Annotated in this window: 11 protein-coding genes and 3 tRNA genes; 8 read left to right on the top strand and 6 right to left on the bottom strand. The window is 67.3% G+C overall.

Annotated features, from left to right (window positions below; all coding sequences use genetic code 11):
• Positions 1 to 21 precede the first annotated feature (21 nt).
• Positions 22 to 1,146 carry an extracellular solute-binding protein gene (locus KHC19_RS00380; RefSeq protein ID WP_246548054.1) on the bottom strand — a complete coding sequence of 375 codons (1,125 nt, stop codon included), beginning with the start codon at positions 1,144 to 1,146 and terminating at the stop codon, positions 22 to 24.
• 427 nt (positions 1,147 to 1,573) lie between these two features.
• Here KHC19_RS00380 and KHC19_RS00375 point away from each other — a divergent pair, with 427 nt between their 5' ends.
• Both KHC19_RS00375 and KHC19_RS00370 read left to right on the top strand, forming a co-directional pair.
• Complete coding sequence (locus KHC19_RS00375) at positions 1,574 to 2,305, top strand: TerC family protein (RefSeq protein WP_213350054.1); 732 nt, start codon at positions 1,574 to 1,576, stop codon at positions 2,303 to 2,305.
• Positions 2,306 to 2,589: 284 nt separating this feature from the next.
• Positions 2,590 to 3,258, top strand: a complete 669-nt coding sequence (locus KHC19_RS00370; RefSeq protein ID WP_213350960.1) for a sulfite oxidase-like oxidoreductase — start codon at positions 2,590 to 2,592, stop codon at positions 3,256 to 3,258.
• Between the two features lie 51 nt (positions 3,259 to 3,309).
• Here KHC19_RS00370 and KHC19_RS00365 read toward each other — a convergent pair whose 3' ends face one another.
• Together KHC19_RS00365 and KHC19_RS00360 are read right to left on the bottom strand one after the other, a co-directional pair.
• Positions 3,310 to 4,029 carry a hypothetical protein gene (locus KHC19_RS00365; protein WP_213350053.1) on the bottom strand — a complete coding sequence of 240 codons (720 nt, stop codon included), beginning with the start codon at positions 4,027 to 4,029 and terminating at the stop codon, positions 3,310 to 3,312.
• A 151-nt stretch (positions 4,030 to 4,180) separates the two neighbouring features.
• A tRNA-Thr gene (locus KHC19_RS00360) sits at positions 4,181 to 4,255 on the bottom strand.
• Between the two features lie 320 nt (positions 4,256 to 4,575).
• On the opposite strand from KHC19_RS00360, the gene KHC19_RS00355 reads away from it, so the two are divergent.
• From KHC19_RS00355 to KHC19_RS00340, 4 genes are all read left to right on the top strand, one after another.
• Positions 4,576 to 4,998 (top strand): cysteine rich repeat-containing protein, encoded by a 423-nt coding sequence (locus tag KHC19_RS00355; protein ID WP_213350052.1) that lies wholly within the window; start codon positions 4,576 to 4,578, stop codon positions 4,996 to 4,998.
• A 34-nt stretch (positions 4,999 to 5,032) separates the two neighbouring features.
• Positions 5,033 to 5,662 (top strand): OmpA family protein, encoded by a 630-nt coding sequence (locus tag KHC19_RS00350; RefSeq protein WP_213350051.1) that lies wholly within the window; start codon positions 5,033 to 5,035, stop codon positions 5,660 to 5,662.
• 232 nt (positions 5,663 to 5,894) lie between these two features.
• The gene (locus KHC19_RS00345; RefSeq protein ID WP_213350050.1) at positions 5,895 to 6,332 is read left to right on the top strand and encodes a PPC domain-containing DNA-binding protein; all 438 of its coding nucleotides are present in this window, start codon (positions 5,895 to 5,897) and stop codon (positions 6,330 to 6,332) included.
• Positions 6,333 to 6,486: 154 nt separating this feature from the next.
• Positions 6,487 to 6,828 (top strand): RidA family protein, encoded by a 342-nt coding sequence (locus KHC19_RS00340; protein WP_213350049.1) that lies wholly within the window; start codon positions 6,487 to 6,489, stop codon positions 6,826 to 6,828.
• Positions 6,829 to 7,011: 183 nt separating this feature from the next.
• Here KHC19_RS00340 and KHC19_RS00335 read toward each other — a convergent pair whose 3' ends face one another.
• The 3 genes from KHC19_RS00335 to KHC19_RS00325 all read right to left on the bottom strand — a co-directional run bounded on the left by KHC19_RS00335 (position 7,012) and on the right by KHC19_RS00325 (position 11,078).
• Positions 7,012 to 8,685, bottom strand: coding sequence for an MFS transporter (locus KHC19_RS00335; RefSeq protein WP_213350048.1), 1,674 nt, complete (start codon positions 8,683 to 8,685; stop codon positions 7,012 to 7,014).
• A gap of 435 nt (positions 8,686 to 9,120) precedes the next feature.
• Positions 9,121 to 9,837, bottom strand: coding sequence for a glycosyltransferase family 25 protein (locus KHC19_RS00330; RefSeq protein ID WP_213350047.1), 717 nt, complete (start codon positions 9,835 to 9,837; stop codon positions 9,121 to 9,123).
• Positions 9,838 to 10,229: 392 nt separating this feature from the next.
• A complete protein-coding gene (locus KHC19_RS00325; protein WP_213350046.1) occupies positions 10,230 to 11,078 on the bottom strand; it encodes a TrmH family RNA methyltransferase in 849 nt (282 codons plus the stop codon).
• A gap of 217 nt (positions 11,079 to 11,295) precedes the next feature.
• Between KHC19_RS00325 and KHC19_RS00320 the strand changes: the two genes are divergently transcribed.
• Together KHC19_RS00320 and KHC19_RS00315 are read left to right on the top strand one after the other, a co-directional pair.
• Positions 11,296 to 11,380: transfer RNA gene (locus tag KHC19_RS00320), tRNA-Tyr, on the top strand.
• A gap of 33 nt (positions 11,381 to 11,413) precedes the next feature.
• A tRNA-Gly gene (locus KHC19_RS00315) sits at positions 11,414 to 11,487 on the top strand.
• The last annotated feature ends 256 nt before the right edge of the window (positions 11,488 to 11,743 follow it).

Below are 11,743 nucleotides of genomic sequence, written 5' to 3'. Positions count from 1 at the left end.
AAAGCCCCGGCGCGCCGGTGATCAGGCGTTGGTCAGCTTCTCGACATATTCGCCGCGGAGCTTGGCGTAGAAGTCGGTCTGCATCGGCCACCAGAACAGGTTGTCGATGGTGCCGGCCGGATAGGCCGCCTGGAAGGCCGCGCGGGCTTCCTCGGAGAGGAAGGCGTCAGCGCCCTTGGCGCAGGAATTGTAGCCGGTGGTGTTGGCGAAGCGGGCGCCGACCTCGGGCTGGTAGAGGAAGTTGGCGAAGGCGTAGGCCTGCTCGAGATTGGCGGCGCCGGCGGGGATGGCCAGCGTGTCGGTCCAGGCGAGGCCGCCTTCCTTCGGCATGCCATAGCTCCACTTCTTGTCGGTCTTCTGGTGGAGCAGGATGCCGGTGGTGTCCCAGGTCTGGCCGATGGTGCAGCCGGCATCGGTGAAGGCGGCGGTCGCCTCGGTGGCGTTGTTCCAGAAGGCGCCGATATTGCCGCGATGCGCGACGATGAACTTCAGCACGCCGTCGAAGACGCGGCGGGCATCGGCTTCCGACTTGTACATGTCGAGGCCGCGGTTCGACGGCAGGGTGCCGTTGGCGTCGAGATAGAGGGCGACGCCGTTGAACACCGACTTCTGGCGGATGGCGGTCTGCTTGGGGTGGTCGGCGAGCCACATGTCGCCATAGGAGATCTCGCCCGACTTCTTGTTGAACTTGGTCGAGTCCCAGGTCACGCCCTCGGTGCCCCAGTCGAACGGCACCAGGAAGCGCTTGCCGCGATGGGCGGCGCCGAGGGTGAGCGAGTTGCGGTAGATCGAGGGGATCACCTGATCGACCTTGAACTTCGCCTCGTCGATCGGCTGCAGCAGGTTGTCCTTGTAGTAGTTCGGGCCGGTGTCGACCGAGGGGAACAGGAGGTCGAAGCCCTTGCCGCCGGCGGCGCGCAGCTTGTTCTCGGCTTCCTCGTTGGAGCCGTAGGTCGACAGGTTCACCTTGATGCCGGTGGCGTTGGTGAAGTCGGCCAGCACGGTGTTCTTGTCGAAATAGTCGCCCCAGGCATAGACGTCGACCGACCCGGACGTGGCGAGCGCGTCATGGGCGCGCAGCACCACCGGAGCGGCAAGGGCGAAGGCGCCGGCCTTCATGAAGTTACGGCGGGAAAAGCGGCTCATCTGTTCCTCCCAATGCCCAGCGGGCGAGTGGCGCTCGCTCTAGTGCGGGGCGATGAACGAACGATGACATGCGCCGTGGACAGCGCAAGGCGAACGTCGCGCGGAAACAAGGGAATCGTCGCATCCGTTCAAAGGTATCGCACAGCTGTGCATGGCCCGTCGCGGCCGGGCCGAGGGTGCGACAATCTGTCATGCGTCGCGAGGCTGGCGGGGCCGGGGCGAGCCATTAGATTGCGCTCACCCGATGATCCGGGCCCCTCTGACGCGAGCCGTGCCGGCGTTCGCGTGATGTCGGATCGATTTCCGACGTCATGCCGGTGTGAAAGGCTTTGTCATTCCTATGATAATTTTACCGTCGCAAGCTGCATCCGATTACGGTTGCCGCGCGTTGATGCGCGCCGCCACGCTGGCTGGGGAGGAGTGACCGATGGACTACCTGATGCAACTCGCCGCCGATCCTGCGGTCTGGGCGGCGCTGGTGACGCTGATCGCCATGGAAGTGGTGCTCGGCATCGACAACCTGCTGTTCATCTCGATCCTGACCAACAAGCTGCCGGAAGACATCCGTCCGCGCGCCCGCAAGATCGGCATCGGTCTCGCGCTGGTCATGCGGCTCGGCCTGCTGAGCACGGTGGCGATCATCGTGAAGCTGACCACGCCGATCTTCACGATCTTCGACCACGCCTTCTCCTGGCGCGACCTGATCCTCATCGCCGGCGGCCTGTTCCTGGTGTGGAAGGCCACCAAGGAAATCCACCACAGCATGGAGCCGCACGAGGAGGATGCGCCCGGCGTCGGCAAGCTGGTGGACATCACCTTCTCCGCCGCCATCGTGCAGATCCTGATCCTCGACCTGGTGTTCTCGATCGACAGCATCATCACCGCGGTGGGCATGACCGACCACATCCCGATCATGGTGATCGCGGTCATCGTGGCGGTGCTGACCATGCTGTTCGCGGCCGGGCCGCTGGCCAACTTCATCAACCGCAACCCGACCATCGTGATGCTGGCGCTGGGCTTCCTGCTGCTCATCGGCACTACGCTGATCGCCGAGGGCTTCGGGGCGCATGTGCCGAAGGGCTACATCTACACCGCCATGGCGTTCTCGGCGGCGATCGAGGGCCTCAACATGCTGCAGCGCAAGCGCCGGCCGGAGTGACATCCGCCGGAACGCAGGCGAGACTCGGACGGCGGGCTTCGGCCCGCCGTTTTCGTTTGTCGGCCGGATGGGGCTTCGGCCCGCCGTTTTCGTTTGTCGCTGTGTGGGGCTTCGGCCACCGTTCTCGTGTGCGCGCCGCGCGGGGCTGGGATGCGACGAGGGCCGTGCGAAACCGGGCGTGCGGCGGCGGGGCGATGCTATGATCCCGGCGGAACCCCGCCGTTTCCTCCCGCCCCCGCCGCCTCCCGAGGAGTTCGCCGATGACCGATGACGACGCGCTGCCGATGCCGGACGACGCGGCGCTGCCTGCCGACAGCAAGCTCACCCGCAGCAAGCGCAGCTGGGCACAGAGCGGCAAGTTCCTCACCGGGCGGATCTCGCGTCCCGAGACCGAGCGCCTGCCGCCGGGCCAGCACCTGGTGAAGGACTGGCCGGTGCTCGACCTCGGCCTGCAGCCGGAGATTCCGCTCGACCGCTGGCGCCTCGACGTGACCGGTGCGGTGGAGCAGCCGGTGTCGTGGAGCTGGGCGGAGTTCCTCGCCCAGAAACAGAGCCGCGAGGTGACGGACATCCACTGCGTCACCACCTGGTCGCGCTACGACAATAATTGGGAAGGGCTGCTCACCCGCGACCTGCTCGACCTCGTCATGCCGAAGGAGGAGGCGGGCTTCGTGCTGCTGCACTCCTATGACGGCTACACCACCAATCTGGCGCTGGAGGATTTCGCCGCGCCGGACGCGATGCTGGTGCACAGCTGGGAGGGCAAGCCGCTGACCCGCGAGCATGGCGGGCCGCTGCGGCTGATGGTGCCGCACCTCTATTTCTGGAAGAGCGCCAAGTGGCTGCAGAAGATCGAGTTCCGCCCCGCCGACCGGCGCGGCTTCTGGGAGATGAACGGCTATCACAACCACGCCGATCCGTGGAAGGAAGAGCGCTATTCCGCCGATGAGTGAGCCGGCGGGGGCGATCTCCGGCGCAGGGCGCGGTGGCCGGCCGTCCCGCCGTCAGCGCGGCCGGCGGGCATGCGGGCGCAGGATCGCCGGCGGAACCGGGCGGGCGAGACGCGGGGAAGGCGCCTCGGCGCCGCTTTCCATGGGCCGGTGCGAAACCGGCGGCGGGGCGGGCTGGCGAGCGGCGGGCTTGTCCACCGGCGGGGCGGCATATCTGTTTGCCGGCGACATATCGGCGAACCGCCCGGTCCTGTCGAATTCGGCGGTGGCCGGCAGGTCGACGGCGATCGTCTCGCGGGGGCTGTCCTCGCAGGCGATGGCGAGCTCGTCGCGGAGCTTCGCCCAGGTCTCGGCGAGGACGGTGGCGTCCCAGTCCGGCATACCGCGCGCCGCTTCGGCCGCCGCCTGCGCCTCGTCGAGTTCCCAATAGGGGGGCGGCGGCGCGGCCGCCGGGGCGGGAGGCGGCGCCGGCAGCGGCATGGCCCGCGGCTGCGGTGCCGGCGCGGCGAGGGTGGGAGACGCGGTACGAGGGCGGACGAGCAGGACGGGGCGCACGGCCGCGCCCTGGCGCGGCGCCGGCGGGGGGCGCCGGACGGGCTCAGCCTTGCCCCACTTGCCGGCCTCCCACTCGTTGAGGGCCCACATCAGCGCGGCGCCGAGGCCGGCGCCGGCACAGACATCCAGCAGGCGCACGCCGGGAACGAGCAGGAGATAGAGCCCGCACAGCACCGCCACGCCGAGATAGCATGCCAATGCCTGCCATTTGGAGTGCATGTCGGCCTTCCCCGGGGATCGTGGCGGAAAATATAACTGATTCGTCGGCAATCTCAGAAGGTTAGGCCCGCCGGTGCGGATGCTACCCCGTGGCCGGCCGCCGTGTGCGGCGTGGAGCCGCCTTCGCGGAGCCGGGATGCTCGGGGAGGGCTGGTGCCGGCTGAGGGGATCGAACCCCCGACCTTCGGTTTACAAAACCGCTGCACTACCGCTGTGCTAAGCCGGCAAGCCAGGAACGGGCCAGGAAACCGCGGCACGACAAGAGGTGAGTCGGCGCCGGTCTCGCCCCGGGGCCGATCATCCCGCCGCCGGGGCCTGGAGATCGCCTCGCGGTTTCTTCGCCGATGGCCGTCCCGCGGTCAAGCGCTTCCGGCCTGCCGGTTCCTGCCGGTACCCCCCTCGGGCACGCGATACGGGCGTTTGCCGCATTGAAAGTGTCGTAGGGTTCTGCGAAATCTTCACATTGGGTAATCCGGTCATGGCGACCGGAAATGGGGCCGGCCGCAGTCTCAATGTGCTGCCGCGCCGTCTTGGGAGGCTGAATTCATGAAGCGACATATTATGGGGCTGGCTCTGTTCGCGCTCGCCGCCTCGGCGGGCGGCGCGTCGGCCCAGACCATGAGCTTCGCCGACGCCGGCGCGCTGATCGCCAAGGCCTGCGGCGCCTCCATCGAGCGCTTCTGCGCCCGCGACGATATCGGCACCGGCAAGGTCGCCTCCTGCCTGCAGCAGCACCAGAAGGACGTGCCGCCGCAGTGCTTCACCGCCCTGCAGCAGGCCGAGGCCGGCACCACGGCGCGCCTCGCCGCCCAGAAGGCCACCTTCGGGCTGTGCCAGGACGATGCCCGCCAGTTCTGCAAGGGCGTGAAGCCGGGCGACGCCAACCTGCTCGATTGCCTGCTGGCCTCCTACAAGGTCGTGAAGGGCGCGTGCCGGCAGGGGCTGACCGACGCCGGCTGGGCGAACTGATTCCGACGGCAAGGTTCAAGGGAAAGACACCATCATGATCGCTTTCACCCGCCGCGCCGCCGGCCTCGCCCTCGCCGCCGGCCTCGCGCTCGGCGCCTCCCTCGGTTTCGCCGACCGCGCGAGCGCCCAGACCCCGATGAGCAGCGCCGAGATCACCAAGCAGCTGTCCGAGGTGACGCAGTTCGATCCGAGCCTCACCGCGCAGGTGCTGCAGAACATGGCGCAGCGCGCCGTGCAGGCGAACCAGCCGCTGCCGCTCGACCAGTCGGAGATTGCCAAGCGTCTCGCGAAGCTGGCGCAGATCGACGTGCAGATCCAGTTCGCGCTGAATTCGGCAGTCATCCGCCCGCAATCCTATGCGGCGCTCGGCTCCATCGCCGATGCGATGCACCATCCGATCCTGTGGAACTATCGCTTCCTGGTGGTCGGCAACACCGACACCACCGGTACCCGCGCCGTCAACCTCGCGCTCAGCCAGAAGCGCGCCGAGGCCATCAAGGAAGCGCTGGTCAATCTCGGCAAGGTCGATCCGGCCCGCCTCGACGCCGTCGGCCTCGGCCAGGAGGCGCTCGAAGTGCCGTCCAAGCCGACCGACCCGATCAACCGCCGCGTCGAGATCTTCACCATCGGCACCATGTCGGCGATGCCGAAGCCGCTGCAGTGAGCTGACGGCTCCGCGGTCCGGCTCTCCGGCCCGCAGCCTTCCCGGAAGGCCGCCCCGCAGCGATGCAGGGCGGCCTTTTTCATGCCGGCGCCAGGGGGGCGAAGGGGACGCCGGCGACGCGGGAGGGAACAGGACGGGGCGTCCGCCCGTTGGCCAAGGCCGGAGAAGACACCCGAAAGAAGACGCCCGGACAGGGACGCCCGGACGAGGCCACCCGGAGGAGGACACATCCATGCAATCGAAGCTGCTTGCCGATGCCGGAGGGCTGCGCACCTTCGCGATCATCCTCGAGACTGGCGACGAGGCGATGGCCTCGCTCGCGGCCTTCGTCGAGCGCGAGCAGGTGACTGCCGCGCAGTTCTCCGCCATCGGCGCCTTCCGCGACGCGGTGATCAGCTATTTCGACTGGGATCGGCGGGAATATGAGGAGATCCCGGTCCGCGAGCAGGTGGAGGTGGCGTCGCTCTCGGGGGATGTGGCGGTGGGCCCCGACGGCCGGCCGGCGATCCACGCGCATGCCGTGCTCGGCCGCCGCGGCGGCGCGGCGCTGGCCGGGCATTTCAACCGCGGCCATGTCCGCCCGACGCTGGAGGTGATGCTCACCGAGACACCGGCGCATCTGCGCAAGCGGGTCGACCCGCAGAGCGGGCTGGCGCTGATCCGCCTCTAGCCCGGCGACCTCTAGGCCGGCGACCGGGCGGGCCGCCGCAAGCCCGGCTATCCGCCCGCCTCGCGAAAGTCTTTCATCTTTCGCGCAACATGTTCTAGCTAGGCGTCGCCCGCCCCGCCGCGGGCGCCCGACACTCACAAGCGAGCATGAGACAATGAGCATCAAGAGAATCGAGCCCGGCACCCGCATGAGCCAGGCCGTGGTCCATGGATCGGTCGCCTATCTCGCCGGGCAGGTGGCGCTTGGTCCCAGCGTCGCCGAGCAGACCAAGGCGGTGCTCGCCGAGATCGACGCGCTGCTCGCCAAGGCCGGCACCGACAAGACCAGGCTGCTGACCGCCACCATCTATCTGGCGGATATCTCCACCTTCGCCGAGATGAATGCGGTGTGGGACGGCTGGGTCGCCCCGGGCGGCGTGCCGGCCCGCGCCACCGTCGAGGCGGCGCTCGCCACCCCCGACTACAAGGTCGAGATCGTGGTGACGGCGGCGGTCTGAACCGCCGCGACAGCCTTGCCGCTGAAATGAAACGGCCCCGCCGATAGGAAGGCGGGGCCGTTTTCATGTCCGACGAAAGAGGCGGCCCCCGTTGCGGGTCGGGGGCCGAGGCGTCGACCGGCGCAAGGCCGACCGCGGAGCGTCCGGCGGTGCGACGCCCGGCGAACCGGGCGCCGCCCGCGCTCAGTGCCAGTTCTCGATGTCGCGGTCCTTGGTTTCCGGCGCGAAGAGCAGGCCGATCACCACGGTCATCAGCGCCACCACGATCGGGTACCAGAGGCCGTAATAGATGTCGCCGGTGGCCGCCACCATGGCGAAGGCGGTGGTCGGCAGGAAGCCGCCGAACCAGCCATTGCCGATGTGGTAGGGCAGCGACATGGCGGTGTAGCGGATGCGGGTGGGGAAAAGCTCCACCAGCCAGGCGGCGATCGGCCCGTACACCATGGTGACGAACAGCACCAGGACGGTGAGCAGCACCACCACCATCGGCGTGTTGATCGCCGCCGGGTCCGCCTTGGCCGGGTAGCCGGCGGTGCGGATGGCAGTGGTCATCTCGGCGTTGAAGGTGTCGGACTGGGTCTTGAACGCCGCCGCGTCGAGGCCGACGCCGTTGAAGGAGGAGATCACCTTGTCGCCGACATGGATGCTGGCGACGGTGCCGGCCGGCGCCGCCTCGTTGGAGTAGTTCACCGAGTTGCGCGCCAGGAACGACTTGGCGATGTCGCAGGACGACACGAATTTGGAGGTGCCCACCGGGTTGAACTGGAAGGAGCACTCGGCGGGATCGGCGACGACGCGCACCGGCGAGGTGGCCTGCGCGGTCTCCAGCGCCGGGTTGGCGTAGTGGGTGATGGCGGCGAAGATCGGGAAATAGGTCAGCGCCGCGATGAGGCAGCCGCCGAGGATGATCGGCTTGCGGCCGATCTTGTCCGACAGCCAGCCGAACACGATGAAGAACGGCGTGCCGATCAGCAGCGAGACGGCGATGAGGATGTTGGCGGTGGCGCCGTCGACCTTCAGCGTCTGGGTGAGGAAGAACAGCGCGTAGAACTGGCCGGTGTACCAGACCACCGCCTGGCCGGCGGTGCCGCCGAGCAGCGCGACGAGGCCGACCTTGGCGTTCTCCCAGCGGCCGAAGGCCTCGGTGAGCGGCGCCTTCGAGGTCTTGCCCTCTTCCTTCATCTTCTTGAAGGCCGGCGATTCGTTCAGCGTCAGACGGATCCACACGGAGACGCCGAGCAGGATGATCGAGACGAGGAAGGGAATGCGCCAGGCCCAGGCGGCGAATTCCGCCTCGCCGAACCAGGTGCGGGTGCCGAGGATGACCAGCAGCGACAGGAACAGGCCGAGCGTCGCGGTGGTCTGGATCCACGAGGTGTAGAAGCCGCGGCGGCCATGCGGGGCGTGTTCGGCGACATAGGTGGCCGCGCCGCCATATTCGCCGCCGAGCGCCAGGCCCTGGAACAGGCGCAGGATGATGAGGATGACCGGCGCCGCCATGCCCCAGGAGGCATAGGAGGGCAGGATGCCGACGACGAAGGTCGACATGCCCATCAGGAGGATGGTGATGAGGAAGGTGTATTTGCGCCCGACGAGATCGCCCAGCCGGCCGAACACCAGCGCGCCGAACGGACGCACCGCGAAGCCGGCGGCGAAGGCCATCAGCGCGAAGATGAAGGCGGCGGTCGGGTTGACGCCGGAAAAGAACTGCGCGGCGATGATCGCGGAAAGCGAGCCGTAAAGATAGAAATCATACCACTCGAATACGGTGCCGAGCGACGAGGCGAAGATGACCTTCTTCTCCTCGCGCGTCATCGGTGCCGTCGAGCCGACGGGACCGGCGGTAGTGACGCTCATGGTCTAATCCTTCCCCAAAGTAAGACGTTGTTTGCACCGGCCGCGCAAATGCCTCGCAGGAGACTGCGCGCGCCAAATGCCCGGCGCGCCACATGCGCGACCGACGAGTACTGTCGAGATTTGGGGGTTCTTGACGACCGCCCATCGCTCGGATCGTTTTCCTCCCGGAACAGCCCGCCATCTGTCGCGGCGGTACGGTGCTCCGGCGATGTTGCAAGTCGAATTACTGGTATTCGACATGCCTTAGGGAAAAGTCTGACGAATTCGTCCGAGCTTGACGATTGGCAATTGGTCGTAACCCGCCGGGTGGGCGCCGGAAGAGGCAGTGGGTGCGGCGGGAGATCGGCCGGCCGGCGCTGCCCGCACCGTCACGCGGCGCGCCCGCCGGCGAGGAAAATCCTGCGCCGGCGGGCAGTTGCGGGCCATGGGGCGGGCTTAGAAGGCAGGCTGGACCGGGGCGCTGTGGCCCGCAACTTCCGGGCGAACGGCCGGGAGGCCGGCCAGGCGATTGTCCGATTCGAAGTCTGCAAAGCCGATCGAACGGGAGTGCAGCGCATAGGTTCGGAAGTTGTGGCCGAAGAACGAATCGATGTGACATTTCGCCGGAGCGGCATCCATCGCCCCGATGATCTTCTCGATGGTGCCCCTATCGCGAAACACGCAGAAATGCGCGCCGTTGCAGATATAGGTCTTCTTGATGGCGGGGAGATAGGCGGGCGCGGCGCGGAAGGCGTTCTTCTCCCAGCGCTGGCGGATCTTGATGCCGTTGCTGACGATGGAGCGTTTTCGGAAGCGGGTATTGAAGAGGAGAATCTCCCAGTCTCCGGGAAGCGAGGCGGGCAGGGAGAGGGTGTCGCGGAAGAAATCCCGATTTATCGCGATGTCGTCCTCGATGACGATCAGCCCGCCATCGGCAAGGCGCTCCAGCCCATGTGCCAGCGCCTTGCGGTGCGACTTCCAGATGCTGAGCGCGTTGAGGGACGGTGCCGATTCTTCGGCGGCCAGCTCCGGTGAGAGAAGCCGGACGGCGGAAATCCGCTCGGCGGGCCAGCGGCAGGGCGACAATACCCGTTCGATGTGATCGCGCCGGTCGATCCTGTGGTCGAGATTTATGAAAAGCAACCGATCAATGTTGAATGTCGTCATGTCCATGTCGAGACATCCTGGCGAGATTGGGATGATGTCGTTCAAGTATTGGTCATTGCACTCAATTTTAGGAATTTAATCCTATTCTTGACTTCAAGGTGGACGCTTCGCGCGCTGAGCTTCAGCGCTGCGTTTTCATCGGCGGAGACGTCTTCGCCGTGGGAGCTTACGCAGAGGAATATACCATCACGCTACGTAATGGTTGTCCATACGGAATATGCAACCTTTGAGGGTGTGCTGCCCATGACGGGACGCCGGGCCGGCAGCCCGGCGCGTCGATGCGCCGCCGGACGACGGGTGGCTCGGGAGAATCGGGTGCGAAGGGTTGGGAGCGCGCAAAGGCCGGAGCGCGGGGCGGCGCGTGGGCGCGTCGTCCCGTCCTCGGCTTTCGCGGTGTCTCAGGGGCGCGCGGTGCCGGTGGTTCCCGAGATGGCGCGCCGCGCCATGTGAAGCGCCAGCACCGCGGCGTTCGACACGTTCAGGCTGACGATGGCGCCGGGCAGATCGATTCGCGCCAGCACGTCGCAGGTCTGGCGGGTAAGCTGGCGCAGGCCCTTGCCTTCCGCCCCCAGCACCAGGGCGAGCGGCGCCCGCAGGGGGGTATCGGCGAGATCGGCGGCGCCCTCGCTGTCGAGGCCGACGACCAGCACGCCGCGATCCTTCAACTCGTCGAGCGCGCGGGCGAGATTGGGCACGAAGCAGAAGGGCACATGCTCCAGCCCGCCGCTCGCGCTTTTCGCCAGCACGCCGGTGGCGGCCGGGCTGTGGCGGGCGGTGGTGACGATGGCGCCGACCTTCAAGGCCGCCGCCGAGCGTACGATGGCGCCGACATTGTGCGGATCGGTGATCTGGTCGAGCACCAGCAGGAGGTCGCATTCCGCCGCCTTGGCCAGGCTGGGCGAGGGCAGGGGATCGGCCTCGGCGAACAGGCCCTGATGCACCGCATCCGCCTCCAGCAGGCGGTCGATCTCGCCGGGCCGCACGATCTGCGGATCGTGCTTGAGCGGGATCTGCTCCTCGGTGAGGCGACGCATCGCATTCTCGGTGGCGAGCAGCCGGCGGATGCGCCGGCGCGGATTGCGCAGCGCCTCGGTGACGCTGTGCCAGCCATAGAGAATGGCGACATCGTCCGGCCAGGCGCCGAACGGCCGGCCGGCCGGGCGCTCGCCGCGGGAGGAGGCGCCCCTGGCGCCGCCACGGGCATGGAAGGGCTGACCCTTGGATGGTGGGCGGTTACGTTCGCTCATGCACCGGTTCATCTCACGCCGTGCAGCGCATTGCAATTTCATCCACATGCAGAACGGTGGGAAGCGGTTGTGGCGGGGTTGACAGGGCGCGGGCACCTCACCATAAAGCGCGCCGCACGAACCGGCGCGGCTCCGTTCCGGTTCGATGGTCGCAAGACCGGGGTCGAAAGACCGGAGACCACGCTCACCGAGCGTTCCGGCCGCGACCGACGTGCAAGGGGGAGTGTCCCGAGCGGCAAAGGGGGCGGACTGTAAATCCGCTGGCTATGCCTTCGTAGGTTCGAGTCCTACCTCCCCCACCACGTCGCCCGTAGCCGAGACGTTCGAGACGCGGCGCGGGTGTAGCTCAATGGTAGAGCAACAGCCTTCCAAGCTGATGACGAGGGTTCGATTCCCTTCACCCGCTCCAGTTTCCTTTTCATGAGCCTGTCATCGATCGCGGCTACGGCCCCGTGTCTCGCGCAAGGCATGCGGCGAGGCGCGGCGGGTCCGGTGCGACCGACTGGCTCTCCATTGAAAGCCGGTCTTGCGAAAGGGCGGGAAACCGCCTATCCCACGGCCCGATTTTGCGACCGGGAATGTCGCTGAAGGAAGCGAGCAATGGCCAAAGAGAAGTTCAACCGTTCGAAGCCTCACTGCAACATTGGTACGATCGGCCATGTTGA

Origin of the sequence: Ancylobacter oerskovii (genome assembly GCF_018390555.1) — a bacterium.
In the GTDB taxonomy this organism is placed as follows: domain Bacteria; phylum Pseudomonadota; class Alphaproteobacteria; order Rhizobiales; family Xanthobacteraceae; genus Ancylobacter; species Ancylobacter oerskovii.
This window is presented reverse-complemented; position numbering and strand designations above follow the sequence as displayed.